The sequence below is a fragment of the Aeromonas sp. SE22 genome, from assembly GCF_038739755.1.
Classification (GTDB): domain Bacteria; phylum Pseudomonadota; class Gammaproteobacteria; order Enterobacterales; family Aeromonadaceae; genus Aeromonas; species Aeromonas jandaei.
The window spans coordinates 474,928-492,803 of sequence record NZ_JBCGFD010000003.1 but is presented as its reverse complement, the minus strand read 5'-3'; the positions used below and the strand labels follow the sequence as shown (position 1 = coordinate 492,803).

Here is a 17,876-nt window from a genome sequence, read left to right as displayed (position 1 = left end):
CGTCATTCTAGGGTTTGTCGTGTAGCCATCCCCACAAAAAGTGGTGGCCACAGGTGGCTACACGCCTCTTACTCGGTCGCTACACTCCCTGCTTGGTGTTATTCATCATCTCCTTTATCACCCAATACTCGTTCATCCAGCACATAGGGCCCTCATCGCCTTCCCCTTACCTAGCAACCGCAGTATCGCAGTCGCTAATCCTTTTCTTGACTTGTGAGTTGATAGCCGGCCTCAAGGCACATGGGTAAATGTGACCTAATACACAAGAATGCCATCTCGTCTTGGAACACATCTTCTGAGTTGATAACGATCAAGCAAAATCATACCGTCTGGTCGGTATGATTCAGTAATGAACATGGAAACAGCACACCGTAAAAAAGATCCTGTCCGTTTGCAGGAACAACTGCTGGAGTCAGCAGCCACAATCGCGGCTCGAGACGGCATCGCAGCTCTGTCTTTGAATGCCGTAGCCACGGAAGCAGGTGTGAGCAAAGGTGGATTACTACACCATTTCCCTAATAAGCAAGCACTGATCTTTGCTCTCTTTGCTCGTCTACTGGCAATTATGGAAGAGGCTATTTCAGCACTGATGGCTGCTGACAAGACTGAATATGGCCGTTTTACTCGTGCTTACCTGCACTATCTTTCTGCCCCTGAATTGACGGACACCCAGGAGAGTCGCCAGTTAATGGTACTTTCATTGGCCATGCCAGATGAACCAGTGTTGCGCAAATGTTGGCGTGACTGGATGCTGGCACATCTAGAGCAAGGAGATGAGTTGGACAATAGCCATACTGGTACGCTGGTACGTTATGCCGCGGACGGTATTTGGCTATCGGAGTTAACCGAAGGGCGCACCATGATTGCAAAGCACCGTCAGGCGCTGGTTGAAACTTTGCATAATATGACGCTCCCCATATAAAGCACATGGATTGAGGCCGAGATGCGCTACTTCATCAATGCCCGCTTCATTTATGATGCGACAGATGGATCCTTGACTCATCGGGAAAGTGTTGAGCCGGACAGTCAATTATCCATTACCGCCAATTCGCTTTTTTATTTTTTCTTGCGAAATACAGGGATCGTGAGCCGAGATGAGGTGCTTAAAAAAGTCTGGGATGATAACGGATTAACTTCATCGAACAGCAATCTCAACCAATACCTGAGCATATTGCGCAAGGCTTTTCGCCAGTACGATATAGACAATATCATCATCACGGTATCGCGCGGTTATTTACAGCTGAATCCAGACGTCATAATTGAACCTATCGATGATGCTCCCGCGCCACCCAATGAAATAGCGACCCCACCGGCCATGGTGGCAACCGCCGAACCAGTAATTGAGCCTGCAGAGTGGCAACTTCCCCTCACTCCACACTCACGAGGAATATGCTGGTATATCGCTGGTAGCTGCATGCTCGTTTTTGCCCTACTACTGGTGGCATTCAGTCTGTTGAATGACCGTGAGCCCCGCCCCCTTTCAATGACACAGATCCCCAATAACCAGTGCGAATTGCTGGCCAGCGACGAGATGCTGCGATCGGTCAGCGCCACTGCCTACGGTGAGCATTTCGACCAGGTGCGGCAGCGTTTAAACATCAACTGCAAACCCGGCGAACGTTTTCTGTTTTTCTACGGAGATAGACTGGAGACCAACGGTTTGGGCAGGGTATTTCTTGCCCACTGCGCCATGCACGAAGACAACCCGTTCAGCTATTGCGATAACTATTTTTACTACTCTTGGAAGCCGTGATGAAACTTGCGCCGCGTCCCTTCTTTCTTTTGTCCTGCTCAGTATTCCTAGCTGCGGCAGTCTATGCCTGTTATCAGCTACCTACCGAAAATGATGGAGTCATGAGCTGCGCCACTAAAGGCATTATGCGTTTTGAAGACATGAACAAAGAGAACGTGAACGGTAATATCCACTTCAACTTTGGCCACCAGGGAAAGGGCTCAATGGTAGTTGAAGGCTATACCGACTCGGCCGCCGGCTGGCTCTACCTCCAGCGCTATGTCACGTTCACTTACAACAGCAGCCGTGTCTCAACCACCGAACGCCAGTACCACATCAACAAATGGGAGGCGAGCGCCTCCTCCATCGATCAGTCACCGGATGTGGTCTTCGACTACTTCATGCGTGAGATGTCCGATAGTCACGATGGGTTGTTCCTGAGTGCACAGCGGCTCAATCAGCAGGCGATACTACTGAGCTCCATCAACTCGCCACTCTGGATCTGCACCCTCAAATCTGGCAGCAAACTGAACTAGTCCCGTCAATACTATGGATGCTCCGACCCAAGCGTCGATGACGCTGACACATATCGCCCTCCCCCAACAACGTGGCGGACTCAAATATCCTTGATGGCTCCCCACTCATGCGGCATGTCACCCCATTTTTCGTAAAGACAGCCATGTAGTAATTGTCTCCCTGCTCTTTCTCCTGATTCTACTCCTATAGCGACACACGCCTCTTTCGTATCACACAACAGGGTCGGCCCCTTCCACTTTTCCAGCCCACCCATATGCTCTCTCAGCCTGCACACAATACCTGCCTCTTTTTTTGGCCCGCAGTCACCGCCTTATCACTCCCTCTTGCTACATCCCACTCACTTTCCACTTTTAGCGTCACCGGCAAAATATGAGCTCCGCCACAGTTAACAACTGGCTCAATTACCTCTCCGCCCCTATTAAGCAACAAGCCATTAACATATAGCGACGATATTTCCCTGAGCCTGAATCAGGCCTTATGCAAGGCGAAAACCCCCTCTCGACTGCAGCATGAATACATAAATTTCGCGTATAAAAACCATAAATAAAGAATAAAAAACTAAATATCGAATTTTATCAGATTCAAATTCCACAAACGGTACCAGTACCTATAGTGGCGGTTGAACGCCGCAACCGTGCATCAATGTCGTGATACGGACGGTGTTCCTTAACCACACAACACAACCTGTTCTGAGGAGATCACCATGGGTGATGCATTGGGGCTTATCGAAACTAAAGGTCTGGTGGCCTGCATTGAAGCTGCGGATGCCATGTGTAAATCCGCCAATGTCGAACTGATCAGCTATGAAAACATCGGCTCCGGCCTGGTCACTGTCATGGTGAAGGGGGATGTCGGCGCAGTGAAGGCGGCGGTGGATTCTGGCGTGGAGTCGGCACAGCGCATCGGTGAAGTGGTGACCTCGCTGGTTATCGCTCGGCCGCACAACGACATCAACAAAATCGTCATTAAACACAAGGCTTAAGGCTAGGAGAGTTCAAATGGGTGATGCATTGGGTTTGATTGAAACAAAAGGCCTAGTGGCCTGCATTGAAGCGGCTGATGCCATGTGCAAAGCAGCCAACGTCGAGCTGATCGGCTATGAGAACGTCGGCTCTGGCCTGGTCACCGCGATGGTGAAAGGCGACGTGGGGGCAGTCAAAGCCGCTGTGGACTCGGGTGTGGAGTCAGCACAACGCATTGGTGAAGTGGTGACTTCCTTGGTTATCGCCCGTCCGCACAGTGACATTAGCAAGATTGTCGCCCACTACAAAATTTCCGAATAACGGGAGAGAACATGATGAAAGAAGCACTTGGTCTGATTGAGACCAAAGGTCTGGTGGCCTGCATTGAAGCGGCGGATGCCATGTGCAAGGCCGCCAACGTCGAGCTGATCGGCTATGAGAACGTCGGCTCAGGCCTGGTCACAGCCATGGTGAAAGGCGACGTCGGCGCGGTCAACGCGGCGGTGGATTCCGGTGTGGAAGCGGCGAAACGCATTGGCGAAGTGGTCACCTCTCGCGTCATCGCCCGCCCGCACAACGACATCGAAAAAATAGCGGCGCAGCACAAGGCATAACCTGAGAGGGCACGCCCCGCCCGCACTTTTTTAGTCTGATGAAGGATAGATTCATGATTGAACTCGATACCGATTTGCTCTCCCGCCAGAACGCGAGAGAACTGGTGCGCAACGCCAAGCAGGCACAGGTGATTATGGCCACCTTTTCGCAGCAGAAAATCGACGCCATCGTGAAGAACGTGGCCGAAGAAGCCGCGCGCCATGCCGAAACGCTGGCAAAAATGGCCGCAGAAGAAACAGGCTTTGGCAACTGGCAGGACAAGGTGTTGAAAAACCGGTTCGCTTCGCTACACGTTTACGATGCCATCAAAGAGATGAAGACCGTCGGGATCATTCATGACGATCAGGCGAATAAAGTGATGGACGTGGGCGTGCCGCTGGGCGTGATATGTGCGCTGGTACCCTCCACCAACCCGACCTCCACCATCTTCTACAAAACTCTGATCGCCCTCAAGGCCGGCAATGCCATCATCTTTTCGCCGCATCCGGGCGCACGCCAGTGCAGCTGGAAAGCCATTGAAATCGTCAAGCGTGCCGCCGAAGCCGCCGGGGCCCCGGCAGGTATCGTGGACGGCGTCACCCAGCTGACCCTGGAGGCGACCTCCGAGCTGATGCATAGCAAGGACGTATCACTGATCCTTGCAACCGGTGGCGAAGGCATGGTGCGCGCAGCCTATGCCTCCGGCACCCCGACCATCAGCGGCGGCCCGGGCAACGGCCCGGCCTTTATCGAGCGCAGCGCCGACATTCACCAGGCGGTGAAGGACATCATCACCAGCAAGACCTTCGACAACGGCGTGATTTGCGCCTCCGAACAGTCGATCATCGTCGAACGCTGCATCTACGACGAGGTTCATCGCGAGCTGGCAGCCCAGGGCGCCTACTTCATGAACGAAGACGAAGCCGCCAAGATGGCCGCCCTGCTGCTGCGCCCGAACGGCACCATCAACCCGAAAGTTGTGGGCAAGACCGCATTTCATCTCAGCCAGTTGGCCGGTTTCAGCGTCCCCCCCAGCACCCGCGTGCTGGTGGCCGAGCAGACCACCGTCTCCCACAGTAACCCCTACTCCCGTGAAAAGCTGTGCCCGGTGCTCGGCCTCTACGTGGAAGAGGAGTGGAGAGCCGCCTGTCATCGGGTGGTTGAGCTGCTGACCAACGAAGGCCTTGGCCACACCCTGGTGATCCATACCCGCAACCAGGATGTGATCCGCCAGTTCAGCCTGGAAAAACCGGTCCACCGAATCCTGATCAACACCCCAGCCGCCCTCGGTGGCATTGGGGCCACTACCAACCTAACGCCAGCACTGACCCTCGGCTGCGGAGCCGTTGGCGGAGGCTCCAGCTCCGACAACGTCGGCCCGATGAACCTGCTCAACATCCGCAAGGTGGGTTACGGCGTACGCACCATCGAAGAGCTGCGAGCCCCCATCCAGCCGGTTGCGGTGCAGCCTGCCAGCTCCGCCCCGGCAACGCCCCAGCACTGCAGCATCCTGGACGATGCTCGCTTCAGTGCCCAGACGCCAACCTGCCACAGCGCCGACGACCGCTTTGCCGGCGCTACCGCCGAGGTCGGCGGCGAGATCAGCGAGCAGAACGTGGAACGGGTCATCCGTCAGGTGCTTGAGCGTCTTGGCAAGTAACCCATTGAGATAAGGCGATAAAAACCATGATTCTCGCAAAGGTAACCGGACATGTCGTCGCCACGCAGAAGTGCGATGAGCTGCGCGGCAGCAACCTGCTGTTGATCACCCAGCTGGACGATCAGCAACAACCGATGAAGGACCGCTCTTGGGTCGCCATCGATAGTGTCGGCGCAGGCATGCACGACATCATTCTGGCCGAGGAGTACCTCGCGCTCAACAGAGACCGCTACAAGGCCATGTCGGTGGTCGCCATTGTCGAGAAGGTGTTTCGGGACGCTTGAGGAGTAAATGACCCAATGAGTGAATTTTTGCTGAAACCCCGGATCCGCTTCGGTCAGGACGCATTGTCCGCCCTAGCCGAACAGCCGGCCCGCCAGGCGCTGCTGGTCACCGATCAGGTGATGGTGCAAGTTGGCCTGGCCGACCGGGTGACGCAGATCCTGCGCCAACGCGGCATCGCATTCCAGCTCTGGGACGATGTTGTGGCTGATCCGGACATAACAACGGTAGTGCGCGGCATGAAACTCATGGACAGCTGCTATCCGGATCTGGTGATCGCCTTGGGTGGCGGTTCGGTGATTGATGCAGCCAAAGCGGTCATGTTCGCTCTGGCGCAAACTCGCCCGAATCAGGGGCGCGAGCGCCCCTGCTTCGTGGCCATCCCGACTACCAGCGGCACCGGTTCGGAAGTGACCAGCTTCTCGGTGGTCAAGGCCCGCAGCGAGAAGCTGGTGCTGGTCGACCCGTCATTGCTGCCGGATATCGCCATTCTCGATCCCTCGCTGGTGGCATCGGTACCGCCAGCCATCACCGCCGACACCGGGATGGACGTGCTGTGCCATGCGCTGGAGGCCTATGTCTCCCGGGCGGCCAGCGATTTTTCCGACGCATTGGCGGAGAAGGTGGTGCAACAGGTCTTTCGCTACCTGCCCGCTTGCTGGCGCAACGGTCACGATCTGCTGGCACGGGAGAAGATGCACAACGCCTCCTGCATGGCAGGCATGGCCTTCACCAACGCCTCGCTCGGCATCACCCACAGCCTGGCCCATGCCCTCGGCGGCGTGTTCCGCGTCCCGCACGGACGTGCCAACGCGCTCCTGATGACGCAGGTCGTGGCATGGAACGCCGACCAAGACGGGCAGTGTGATACCCAGGCAGCCCACAAATATGCTCGCCTGGCCCACCTGCTGGACCTGCCAGCCAATACGCCGCGCGAGGGGGTCAACAGCCTGCTGGTGGCCATCCAGGCACTCAAAGACGAGATGAAGATGCCGGCCAGCATTGGCGATACTGGCCTCCTCGCTACCGATTTCGACTTGCGGCTGTCGGAGATGGTCAGTCAGGCGCTGCGCGACAACTGTACCCCAACCAACCCGCGCACACCGGATGAGTGGGCATTAACCGAACTCTATCGTAAGGCATGGCGTGGCAACACAGCCCCCAGCCACTAAGAACAAGAACAGGAGAACTTACCTCATGGCACACTACAGCTTAACACCGCGCGTAAACGTGCTGGCTGAACGTTTATTAGCGCACAGCAGCACCTTGTGCACCGAGCACGCAACGATTCTGAGCAGGCTGGACGGCGACATCGCGGGCATTCCCGCCGCAGTCAAACCGGCACGCCGTTTTTACGAACTGATGCGCCAGCTGCCGCTGACCATCAGTGCCGACGAACTGATTGTCGGCAACCAGACCCGTACCCCCCACGGCGCCATATTTCACGATGAAAGTGCTGGGCAGCGCCCGTCTACATTTCAGTTCCTGAATCTAAACAACGCCATCGACTCCCCCGACTATAAGCTGGTAGTGGAGAAGGGCGTGCTCGCCATCAAGCTGCAGCTGGAAGAAAAAACCCGCGTGCTGGGCAGCGCCGTCAGCCGCAGCGGCATGGACGAAGTCAACGGCTGCCGAGCAGCCATCTACGCCTGCGATGCCCTGATGGCACTGGCACAGAACCTGGCCAACAGCGCCGAAACCTTGGCCGCCGCAGAAACCAACCCGTTCCGCCAGGCCGAGCTGCGCGACAGCGCCGCCATTTTGCACCATGTACCGGCACACCCGGCACGCAACTTCAAAGAGGCCTGCCAGTCGTTCTACCTGTTCCAGCTGGCGCTCCAGCTCGATAACGGCAGCTATGCGGTTAACCCGGAAGGTGCCGACAAGGCGCTGCTGCCATACTTCCAGCGCGATATCACCAACGGCGCTCTCACCGAACAACAGGCGTACGAAATCGTCGAGTGCCTGTGGTTCAAGCTGGCAGAGCTGAGCGAAGTGCGCGCCACCTGCGCCATCGACGGCTACCCCATGTTTGATGCCCTGCTGCACGGCGCCAGCCTGGAGCAGGCGAGCATCAACCCGCTCTCCGAGATGTTCCTCTGCGCCCAGCAAAACCTGAGCGCCCTCAAGCTGCCGGTTCGCCTCTTTCGCGGAGTGCAGCACGTCTCTGCCGTCCCGTTCGCCGCCGGTGCCGATACGCCGGTGATGGAGGGGCTGACGCCGCGAATGCAACGTCTACGGAATAACTATCTCACGATGCGTCCTAGCGTCTCCATCTACCGTGCACTCGCCGTTACCGAAGTTGTCAAAGCAAACCCGGGGATGCCGACCATCTTGCTGCGTGCTAAGGCATTCCGTCATGCCTGTGAAACCGCCCCCATCCTTATCCAGAACGACGAGCTGATCGTCGGCCACCCGTGTGGTAAGCCACGTGCTGGCGCCTTTTCACCGGACATTGCCTGGCGCTGGGTTCATGACGAACTCGATACAATGAGCACACGCCCGCAAGATCCCTTTGAAATCAGTGAAGCGGACAAGAAAACTATCCGCGAAGAGATTGTGCCGTTCTGGCAGGGGCGCTCATTGGATGAGGTCATGGAAGCCCAATACCGTGAGGCTGGCGTCTGGGCATTTAGTGGCGAAACCTATGTCAGCGACCTCTCCTACCACCAGATCAACGGTGGTGGCGATACCTGCCCTGGCTACGACGTGCTGCTGTTCACCAAGGGGATGAACGGCATCAAGGCTGACGCACTGGCTCATCTTGATCAGCTGAGCATGGAAAACCCGGAAGATATCGACCGCATCTATTTCTACAAGGCAGCAGTCGAAACCTGTGAAGGGGTTATCAACTACGCCCGCCGCATCGCGGCTCACGCTCGTGAACTGGCTGCCAAAGAGCAGAATGCCCAGCGCCGCGCAGAGTTGCTGACTATCGCCGAGGTTAACGAGAATGTACCAGCCAATCCACCGAAGACCCTGCAAGAAGCGCTGCAGAGCATCTGGACGGTGGAGTCACTGTTCGAGATCGAAGAAAACCAGACAGGCCTGTCGCTCGGTCGGGTCGACCAGTACTGCTACCCCATGTTCGAAGCTGATATCCACGAGGGGCGCCTAACACATGAAAGCGCGCTCGAGATGATACAAGCCTTCATCATCAAGTGTGCCGAGCTGATGTGGATGTCGAGCGAGCTAGGGGCGAAATACTTCGCTGGCTATCAGCCCTTCATCAACCTGACCGTAGGTGGCCAGAAACGCATCGGTGGCGATGCTTGCAACGATCTGACCTACCTCATCATGGATGCCGTGCGGTTCGTGAAGGTATACCAACCGTCGCTGGCATGCCGCATTCACAACCAGTCACCACAGAAATATATGGAGAAAATCGTCGATGTCGTGAAAGCAGGGATGGGTTTCCCTGCCTGCCACTTCGATGACTCCCACATCAAGATGATGTTACATAAGGGTTTCGATTTTGAGGATGCTCGCGATTACTGCCTGATGGGTTGTGTCGAACCGCAAAAGTCAGGCCGGATCTACCAGTGGACCTCCACAGGTTACACCCAATGGCCGATCGCCATCGAGTTCGTACTCAACCGTGGACGTATGGTGTTGTTCAACAGTGAACAAGGGCTGGATACTGGCGATCTGCGTAATTTGCGGACATTTGAGCAGTTCGATGCTGCGGTAAAACAGCAGATTGCCCATATCGTACGTATGTCAGCGATCGGGACTGTGATAAGTCAGCGTGTTCACCGCGATGTGGCGCCGAAACCATTGATGTCATTGATGGTGGAGGGGTGTATGGAGAGCGGAAAAGATGTCTCTGCTGGTGGTGCAGTGGTCAACTATGGCCCCGGACTCATCTTTTCTGGCCTTGCAACTTATGTCGACTCCATGGCTGCCATCAGAAAGCTGGTATTCGAGGAGAAGAAATACACTCTGGAACAAATCCGCGATGCGTTGCTAGCCAACTTCGAAGGGTATGAAGCATTGCTCCGCGACTGTCTCAATGCTCCCAAGTACGGCAATGACGACAACTACGTCGACCAGTATGCGCTGGATATTACCGAGTGGACGGAGAAGGAGTGTCGCAAGTACAAAATGCTCTACTCCAGAATGAGTCACGGCACCCTATCCATCTCCAACAACACGCCAATTGGTCAGTTGACCAACGCTACGCCAAACGGCCGCTTGGCATGGATGCCGCTTTCTGACGGCATTAGTCCTACCCAAGGGGCAGATAAACACGGTCCTACCGCTGTTATCAAGTCTGTGAGCAAAATGAACGTGGAGACCATGAACATCGGAATGGTGCATAACTTCAAGTTCCTCAAGGGATTGCTGGATACCCAGGAAGGTCGGCATGGTCTCATCACCTTGCTGCGTACAGCCTCAATCCTCGGCAACGGCCAGATGCAGTTCAGCTACGTCGACAACGAAGTACTGAAAAAAGCACAACTGGAACCGGAAAAGTACCGCGACCTCATCGTACGCGTCGCGGGCTACAGTGCCTATTTCGTCGAGCTGTGCAAAGAAGTACAGGATGAAATCATCAGCCGTACCGTGATTGAGAAGTTCTGACCGACATATTGATAACAGATATTTCTTAATCGTAAAAATAACCGGAAGTACTCCGTAATGGCAGGTCGCAAATAATGCAACCGCGGCCTGCTACATACGGAGAGGAGGCAAGCGTGAACGTGAACAATGAATTAACCGGCCGCATATTCAATATCCAAAAATATTCAATATACGACGGAGATGGCATTCGCACGCTGATTTTTTTCAAGGGCTGTAACCTTCGCTGCCCTTGGTGCGCCAACCCTGAAGGGCTGAGCAGCCAATTTCAGGTGATGTTCTCGCACGATAAATGCATTAACTGTGGTGACTGCGTAAATATCTGTCCGGCCGGAATCCATTACCGAGCCGAAGAGAACGGCAGTATGAAACACTTCATTAATCGCAATAAGGATTGCATCGGCTGTCGTAAATGTGAAGAAGTTTGCACCCAGCATGCCTTGGACATTATTGGCAAGGATGTCACCGTCAGCGAGCTGATGGACATCATCATGCAGGACTATGACTTTTACATCTCCTCTGGCGGTGGTGTCACTATCGGTGGTGGCGAGATGAGCCTACAGACTGACTTTGCCGTCGCGCTGTTTCGCGAATGTAAAAAGATGATGATCAATACCGCAATAGAGACCCAGGGCACCACCTCGCTGGCTAATTACCAGCAGCTTGCTCCCGTCACCGATACCTTTCTGTTCGATATTAAGCAAATAAACAGCGAACAACATAAGGCAATGCTGGGTATCGACAATGAAAGTATTCGCCGCAATCTGGAATGGCTAGTCGATTATGGTGCTAAGATCATTGTGCGCATGCCCCTTATACGTGGATATAACGATTCATGGGATGCCATCACCGGCGCTATCGAATATGTACAGAAACTGGCAAAGCGGGGAAATATCCTACGGATCGACATGCTGCCGTACCACCAGCTGGGACGCAAGAAATATGAGCGGCTGGATATGCCCTACCCGATTACGCAAGACCCGTCTTACACGCCGGATGAATTAGAACGGCTGGAGACCTTCTTTGCACAATTTGATTTCGATATTCGCTTGGTCCGCCACTAACAGGAGTCGACGATGAAAAGTTTGGGCGTAATTGAAACGCGAGGATTGATCGCCGCCATTCAGGCCGTGGACGCTGCCTGCAAAGCCGCAAGCGTCACCTGCATCGGCTATCGCAAGGTGGGTTCTGGGCTAGTGAGTGTCTGCTTCCAAGGGGAGATCAGCGCCATCCATACTGCCATCGAGCGTGGTGTAGCAGTGGCTGCCACTATCGACCAGCAGGTCCATTCACTGGTGATTGCACGCCCGGAGCCAAGCGCGGTAGCGGCGCTTAGCAACCTCAAGGGCTACCCGCCGCGCGCACCGGCCAGCACCAGCACTGAGCTAACGGCCGCAACAGGTGCAGCTCCGGTCCTGCCACTGCCAAGCGGTGCCGATACCGAACCGGCCACTCCACCGGCCAGCCAGCCTGCTGGGGATCAGGCGGAAGACAGACAGGCCGCGGCAAGAAAAGGGAGGAAAGCATGATCGATCCCCAGTTGCATCAAAAGATCGCCGCCCGTCTGAGCCTGGTCAGCCCGGCGATCCCGGTCGGCATCTCGAATCGCCACGTTCACCTGGCACAACAGGATGTGGAGGCCTTGTTCGGCAAGGGCTACACCCTGACACCGCTCAAACCGCTGCGCCAACCGGGCCAATTTGCCGCCGAAGAGTGCGTCACCGTGGTCGGCCCCAAAGGCTCGCTAAACCGGGTGAGGGTGCTCGGCCCGACCCGGCCGGTTTCACAGCTGGAGATCTCCCGCGCCGACTGCTTCACCCTCGGCATCAAGGCACCGGTCCGTGAGTCCGGCCAGCTGGAAAATACCGGCAGCGCGCTGCTCATCGGCCCCGCCGGCCACGTGGAGTTGCGATCCCAGGTGATCTGCGCCTGGCGGCATATCCACCTCTCGCCACAAGACGCCCGCCAGCTGAACGTGACCAATGGCCAGAAGGTGAGCGTGCGCAGCGACGGCGAGCGCCAGTTGACCTTCGATGAGGTGGTGGTGCGGGTGCGCGAGGATTTCGCCCTGGAATTTCACATCGATACCGAAGAGGCCAACGCCGCCGGACTGAAAAACGGCGCGCAGGTCAGGCTGCTCGGCTAACGGAGATCCCCATGACCGACGAACAGATTGAACGCTTGGTCGAACAGATGCTCAGGCGCCTACAGCCGCCACTGCTGGTGATGGTGACCGCGGCCCAGGGCTATCGGCAGGCCATTCGAAACCGGCTGGCCAGCTGTGGGCAACCCCTGCAGCTTGCACTGGCAGAAGAGATCGAGGATGGCGCGCTGTGGCAACCGCTGGGGGAGACAGTGCCGGCCAACGTCTGGCAACAGGCTCTACCGCTCGCCCCCTATCGCGCGCTGGTGCTGCCCTTTCTCGACTACCCGCTGGCGATGGACCTGCTGAACGGCTCGCTGCAAAGCCCCGTGGCCCGGCGGCTGCACGATGCCCTGCTGAGCGGCTTGCCGGTACTTGCACTGCGCTATCACTGCGATCCCACGAGTGAACTAAATCAACTTTTGGGTGCGCAAACGAACACGGCGTATGCCGGGCATATGCAGGCTGCACTAACAGGTCTGAACGAGATTGGCGTTACCTTATGCACCATGAATGAGCTGCTAGATAAATTGGCATCGGACCACTTTGCAGACTTGAAACCAGTGAATACGGCGAGCCCCCCACGACGCTATCTCACCGTCAGCGATGTGGAGATGAACCCGATTCTGGCCCGTGCCCCCACGGCACAGCTAACCGATGCAGCGATTGATTTTTTGAAAAACAGTAAAAAAGAAAGAGAACCTTACCTTAAATAACAACCCCGGAGTTTAAGTTATGTCTTCAAAAGCAAAATGTTGGTTATGGATGCTGTTGGTGATTGTGTCCGAAACATCGGCAACCTCCACCTTAAAAATGTTCGGTAGCAGTGAGGGCGTCACTAAGATGCTACTGCTCAGCTTGCTCGTACTGCTCTATTGTACCTGCTACTACTCACTCTCTCGTGCGGTAAAAGATATTCCAGTTGGACTTGCCTACGCTACTTGGTCTGGCACTGGAATTTTAGTCGTATCTACATTAGGTATGGCTTTTTATGGCCAACATCCAGACACCGCAGCCATTATCGGGATGGCAGTTATTGCAAGTGGCATAGTTATAATGAACGTATTTTCAAAAATGGGTAGTGAAGAAGATGACGCCTCATCAGGCGAAGCTTCAAAATAACAACACTAACAATCTGATAATTAAAATTAAGGAATATACACCATGTTTAACATAGGTTTTTTATGGCTAGCACTGTCCATCAGCTCTGAAATAACTGGCACCTCAATGATTAAAAAAACTAATGGATTTAGCAAGCTAGCTCCATCAGCATTAGTCGTTTGTGCCTACAGCCTTTGTTACTTTGCTCTGACACGTGCAATGAGTACAATTCCCGTAGGCGTTGCCTATTCACTTTGGTGTGGATTTGGTATCGTTGGCGTTACAATTTGCTCTATGATTCTGTATAAGCAGAAGCCTGATTTACCCGCAATAGCAGCTATGATTTTGATTATTTCAGGCGGTGTGATTATGAATGTATTCTCTGCGATGTAAATTGTACGGGAGCCTTCACCAATATCGGCAAAGGTTCCCGTTACTTTAAAAGCCACCAGGTATTATCTGGACAGAAAAGCAGCTTAAACAACATACATCACCAGCTACATATTCGTTCATCTAAAAAACATTCATGCAGCACCTAAGGAAGGTGCGAACAAGTGGATCGCACCTTTACCACGAACTCTTTGTCCGCATTTGAAATGCACATCACTCCAAAAACCTGACTTTTTTCCGCAAGTATTCGGCTATTAAGCGCCATTTAGCCTCATTTTCGAGGCTTATCTCGATTTTTGGGCACAGCTATCCCATGCCCGTATCATCTGGTCCACGCGAAACAGATTCGCCAGCGTAAACAACATCGCCAGTTGGTTGTCGTTCTTGCGCAGCCCCTTGAACCGCGCCTTCACAAAGCCAAACTGACGTTTGATGATCCGAAACGGGTGCTCCACTTTGGCGCGGATGCTGGATTTGAGCCTCTCAAAGGCAATCACAGCCTTGTTTTTGCGCGGATGCTTTTTGAGCTCCTTGAGCCTGCCAGGTCGCATCGCAATCGCCCATTGTGCCTTTACATCCGCCAGCTCTTCACGATTTTCCGCACCCTGATATCCTGCGTCAGCGAACACAAATGCCTCCTCGCCATGGAGCAGATTTCCCACTTGATTGAGGTCGTGCTCATTGGCTGCCGTGGTCTCCAGACTGTGCGTCAGGCCACTCTTGGCATCGACACCGATATGAGCCTTCATGCCGAAGTACCATTGATTGCCTTTCTTGGTCTGATGCATCTCGCCGTCACGCTCGCCACGCTTGTTCTTGGTCGAGCAAGGGGCTTCAATGAGAGTGGCATCGACCAGCGTGCCTTGCTTCATCATGATGCCGGCGTCAGAAAGCCACAGGTTGACGGTGTCGAAGAGCTGCCGGGCCAGCCGGTGCTGCTCCAGCAGATGGCGGAAGTTCATGATGGTGGTGCGGTCGGGGATGGCCTGGTCCAGTGAGAGCTTGGCAAACAGACGCATTGAAGTAATCTCGTAGAGCGCATCCTCCATGGCGCCGTCGCTAAGGCTATACCACTGTTGCATGCAGTGAATGCGCAGCATGGTATCGAGTGAGTAGGGACGACGGCCATTACCTGCCTTGGGATAGACGGGCTCGATGACCTCCAGCATCATTGCCCATGGGAGCAACGCCTCCATACGAGCAACGCCTCCATACGAGCCAGGAATAACTCCTTATGGGTTTTGCGGCGTTTGCCATTGAACTCGCTATCCGCGAAGGTGAGCTGATGATTCATGCTGAACCTTATCCCTGATGCCAAGTGGGGCTCATGATCTCACATCAGGGACTTGTTCGCACTTTCCCTAGTTTACGCCTGATAGATCGGATTTTAAAGCCCATCTGACAACGCACGAGAGCATCAAGCTCTCTCCATCTTTCGCCAGTCACATGTCTTGACAAACATATAATGTGACAAAATCACATTACCTCCATGATAAAATACGGATACGTAAGAAATTAATATAAAAGGACTTTTTATAATTATTAGGTGCAAAACAATTAACCATCGAATAGTTATAAAAAAACTCAAAGACCCTATTGAAAACGTCATCGCGCTCACAGACAATCATGTAGCAAAAGAAACATCAGTATCAGATGTTCAACAAAATAATAATCAAAAACATCAATAAACTTTCAGCACAATGGGTAAACAAATGCGTAATACGTTTGTAATGATCTTCTTGGCTCTCTGCGCCATGATGCTTGGTGGCTGTTCCTCAGTGCCAACCGTCACCGATGAGGCTGTCGTCAATGAAGCCAAAAGTTTCTCACCTCCTGCTGAAGGAAAAGCCCACGTCTATATTTACCGAGATGGCTGGCTTGGTCGCCGTATTAACATCGATTTGTTTCTCGATGGAAATCCTTTGGGTGAATCCGAAAATCTGCACTTTTACCTGCTCAAGGTTGATGCTGGAAAGACTGTGCATCTGGAAACCAACAGCGAGTTTGGAAACAATAAAATAGATATCGAAACTGAAAATGGAAAGATCTACTATGTTCGCCATTATACCCGCTTCGGTCTGATCTGGGGCCAAGCTGACTTTGAAATGAAGACCGAGCCAAAAGATATCGAAGATGCCCAAGAGTCCATCAAGAACTCTGAAATGTCAGTGCCCAGCATCTGATACATGATGCCTTTCATTCGTCAAAAAATTGGTAATTTTTATATGAACATATCTGATACCTATGAGATTGAAGAGTTTATTGTATTGAATGAAAACACTCACAAATACAGCTCCACAAAAGTCGAAAGTAGCGGGGGCACGGCAGGCCAACAAAACATATCATCTACTGTAACTCATCATATATCTCAGGACATATGGCTTCGTGATCAAGAAACACAAAAAGAAACTAAGTTCACATGCGAAAATTATACTTTGGGTGTGCTCCCTGGTCACTCACTTGTATTTTTTAAAAACCACAACACAAATAATATAGAGCGCATCGTTAATATTAATACAGGTGAGATCAGTGACGCTAATGGAGAATATAACGAGACTTCAATTAAAAATACCATTGGTGAAAAATCAAAAAACGATGTTATATATAGCATTATGTTTATTCTGCCTATTTTTTGTCTGGTATTATTTTTTATAACATTATGGAATTTAATTTTCCGAACTCGCGATTGCCATTTACAAACATCCATTATTGGGTTTATTTCAGCCACCTATATGTGTAGTGCTTGGCTTCAAGTATGGCGGAAAATTGTGGAGACTGGGGATGATCTTGGGAAAATGGTGGGAGATTACTCTACGTCAACAGCAAGCTGGTTTATAAATGAGAGCTTCTTTAAAGTGCTTTTTTATGGCCCAGGCCTACATTGGTGGCTTGTTCTGCCTGCATTCTTTAGCCTTTACTATTGCGCCTATAGCGAGTCATCTGCTGAAACTGATGACATGACATCACATTGCCATGCATTGGATGAATTTGTTAGTGACTATATTCGTCAACACCACTAATACAAAGATCTATTAATTCCAGTGTTAGTATGGCATTCAAATAAAATTAAATAACTGTGCAGCGAGCTTAGTTGAACATCAAAATCCATGCGGACTGCACCAAAAAATCAAGATTAACAGTATATGACCTTAAATAGATATTTCTTACCTTTTATTTTATTCATTCAATTTGTAAGTCAAGCTATTGCTAGTGAAAAAGACATTATCGGATTTCACATTGGTGAAAGTCTGGAATCAGTTCAAAATAAAAATTATAACTTCAAACCAGAAGGACCATCAGTTTTTGATACGAGATACTACAATGGCATACCAAAAACGAGTGCACTTTCCTTTTTAGATTATAAAAAAAGATATCAGTACGTTTTCCACAAAAACCAACTGAATTCGATTCACATTCGTATGAATCCATACTTAGATAGCTCTCCTGCATCGTTAAAAAAAGCCATAGCCGACTATGATGTATTAAAAAACAAAGTTTATAGCAATCTAGGTATAAAACCAGAACTGGCTGAAACAGCTACTCGCAATAATTCATTTTTTGAATGTGTGGCTGATGTTAACTGTGGCTCATACTCTGCAACATTTACTGATGGGCATAGAGATATAACTATATTCCTAATGGGTGAAGACGATCTCAAGTCAGGCTATCTAGGCGTTATATTAAGTAAACATCGTTAATAAAGTGGACTCATGGAGAGGTAAGATTGATGCAACTTCATGTTCATGCTTACCCCTCTTTCATTAATATTATGCTTTATTAAGTAGCCACAACTTACGACCCGAAACCAAGCCAAGTAGTTTTCCAAGTAAGCAGTGCCCACTCAGTGAAATTTTGCCATCCATTTCTGCCAACGACTCACGTAGTTATTGAGAG

Annotated in this window: 19 protein-coding genes and 1 pseudogene; 19 read left to right on the top strand and 1 reads right to left on the bottom strand. The window is 52.4% G+C overall.

Annotation, left to right across the window (positions count from 1 at the left end):
- The first annotated feature begins 349 nt into the window (after positions 1 to 349).
- From AAHA39_RS09240 to AAHA39_RS09165, 16 genes are all read left to right on the top strand, one after another.
- Complete coding sequence (locus tag AAHA39_RS09240; RefSeq protein WP_215808206.1) at positions 350 to 922, top strand: TetR/AcrR family transcriptional regulator; 573 nt, start codon at positions 350 to 352, stop codon at positions 920 to 922.
- A gap of 21 nt (positions 923 to 943) precedes the next feature.
- Positions 944 to 1,753, top strand: a complete 810-nt coding sequence (locus AAHA39_RS09235) for a transcriptional regulator (protein WP_320656925.1) — start codon at positions 944 to 946, stop codon at positions 1,751 to 1,753.
- A 101-nt stretch (positions 1,754 to 1,854) separates the two neighbouring features.
- The gene (locus tag AAHA39_RS09230; protein WP_240039908.1) at positions 1,855 to 2,268 is read left to right on the top strand and encodes a FidL-like protein; all 414 of its coding nucleotides are present in this window, start codon (positions 1,855 to 1,857) and stop codon (positions 2,266 to 2,268) included.
- Positions 2,269 to 2,972: 704 nt separating this feature from the next.
- Positions 2,973 to 3,251 carry a BMC domain-containing protein gene (locus AAHA39_RS09225; RefSeq protein WP_010634659.1) on the top strand — a complete coding sequence of 93 codons (279 nt, stop codon included), beginning with the start codon at positions 2,973 to 2,975 and terminating at the stop codon, positions 3,249 to 3,251.
- 16 nt (positions 3,252 to 3,267) lie between these two features.
- The gene (locus AAHA39_RS09220; RefSeq protein WP_042080492.1) at positions 3,268 to 3,552 is read left to right on the top strand and encodes a BMC domain-containing protein; all 285 of its coding nucleotides are present in this window, start codon (positions 3,268 to 3,270) and stop codon (positions 3,550 to 3,552) included.
- Between the two features lie 11 nt (positions 3,553 to 3,563).
- A complete protein-coding gene (locus AAHA39_RS09215; protein WP_017408466.1) occupies positions 3,564 to 3,845 on the top strand; it encodes a BMC domain-containing protein in 282 nt (93 codons plus the stop codon).
- Between the two features lie 53 nt (positions 3,846 to 3,898).
- On the top strand, positions 3,899 to 5,485 hold the full coding sequence (locus AAHA39_RS09210) for an acetaldehyde dehydrogenase (acetylating) (protein ID WP_320656926.1): 1,587 nt from the start codon (positions 3,899 to 3,901) through the stop codon (positions 5,483 to 5,485).
- Between the two features lie 26 nt (positions 5,486 to 5,511).
- Positions 5,512 to 5,769, top strand: coding sequence for a EutN/CcmL family microcompartment protein (locus AAHA39_RS09205; RefSeq protein WP_320656927.1), 258 nt, complete (start codon positions 5,512 to 5,514; stop codon positions 5,767 to 5,769).
- Between the two features lie 15 nt (positions 5,770 to 5,784).
- A complete protein-coding gene (locus AAHA39_RS09200; RefSeq protein ID WP_320656928.1) occupies positions 5,785 to 6,939 on the top strand; it encodes a 1-propanol dehydrogenase PduQ in 1,155 nt (384 codons plus the stop codon).
- Between the two features lie 25 nt (positions 6,940 to 6,964).
- The gene (gene cutC / locus AAHA39_RS09195; protein ID WP_320656929.1) at positions 6,965 to 10,351 is read left to right on the top strand and encodes a choline trimethylamine-lyase; all 3,387 of its coding nucleotides are present in this window, start codon (positions 6,965 to 6,967) and stop codon (positions 10,349 to 10,351) included.
- A 113-nt stretch (positions 10,352 to 10,464) separates the two neighbouring features.
- Positions 10,465 to 11,412 carry a choline TMA-lyase-activating enzyme gene (gene cutD / locus AAHA39_RS09190; RefSeq protein ID WP_446699562.1) on the top strand — a complete coding sequence of 316 codons (948 nt, stop codon included), beginning with the start codon at positions 10,465 to 10,467 and terminating at the stop codon, positions 11,410 to 11,412.
- Positions 11,413 to 11,424: 12 nt separating this feature from the next.
- On the top strand, positions 11,425 to 11,877 hold the full coding sequence (locus AAHA39_RS09185; RefSeq protein WP_342690013.1) for a BMC domain-containing protein: 453 nt from the start codon (positions 11,425 to 11,427) through the stop codon (positions 11,875 to 11,877).
- A complete protein-coding gene (locus AAHA39_RS09180) occupies positions 11,874 to 12,494 on the top strand; it encodes a phosphate propanoyltransferase (protein ID WP_320656931.1) in 621 nt (206 codons plus the stop codon). Before AAHA39_RS09185 ends, AAHA39_RS09180 begins: the two co-directional genes overlap by 4 nt.
- Before the next feature lie 11 nt (positions 12,495 to 12,505).
- A complete protein-coding gene (locus tag AAHA39_RS09175; protein WP_320656932.1) occupies positions 12,506 to 13,207 on the top strand; it encodes a hypothetical protein in 702 nt (233 codons plus the stop codon).
- A 19-nt stretch (positions 13,208 to 13,226) separates the two neighbouring features.
- Positions 13,227 to 13,613, top strand: coding sequence for a DMT family transporter (locus AAHA39_RS09170; protein WP_320656933.1), 387 nt, complete (start codon positions 13,227 to 13,229; stop codon positions 13,611 to 13,613).
- A gap of 42 nt (positions 13,614 to 13,655) precedes the next feature.
- Complete coding sequence (locus AAHA39_RS09165; RefSeq protein WP_320656934.1) at positions 13,656 to 13,985, top strand: DMT family transporter; 330 nt, start codon at positions 13,656 to 13,658, stop codon at positions 13,983 to 13,985.
- 281 nt (positions 13,986 to 14,266) lie between these two features.
- Here AAHA39_RS09165 and AAHA39_RS09160 read toward each other — a convergent pair.
- Positions 14,267 to 15,276: pseudogene (locus tag AAHA39_RS09160) on the bottom strand (IS5 family transposase).
- 418 nt (positions 15,277 to 15,694) lie between these two features.
- Between AAHA39_RS09160 and AAHA39_RS09155 the strand changes: the two are divergent.
- The 3 genes from AAHA39_RS09155 to AAHA39_RS09145 all read left to right on the top strand — a co-directional run bounded on the left by AAHA39_RS09155 (position 15,695) and on the right by AAHA39_RS09145 (position 17,680).
- The gene (locus tag AAHA39_RS09155; RefSeq protein ID WP_162504355.1) at positions 15,695 to 16,165 is read left to right on the top strand and encodes a DUF2846 domain-containing protein; all 471 of its coding nucleotides are present in this window, start codon (positions 15,695 to 15,697) and stop codon (positions 16,163 to 16,165) included.
- Between the two features lie 3 nt (positions 16,166 to 16,168).
- Complete coding sequence (locus tag AAHA39_RS09150; protein ID WP_320656935.1) at positions 16,169 to 17,002, top strand: hypothetical protein; 834 nt, start codon at positions 16,169 to 16,171, stop codon at positions 17,000 to 17,002.
- Positions 17,003 to 17,125: 123 nt separating this feature from the next.
- Complete coding sequence (locus AAHA39_RS09145) at positions 17,126 to 17,680, top strand: hypothetical protein (RefSeq protein WP_320656936.1); 555 nt, start codon at positions 17,126 to 17,128, stop codon at positions 17,678 to 17,680.
- Positions 17,681 to 17,876 lie beyond the last annotated feature (196 nt).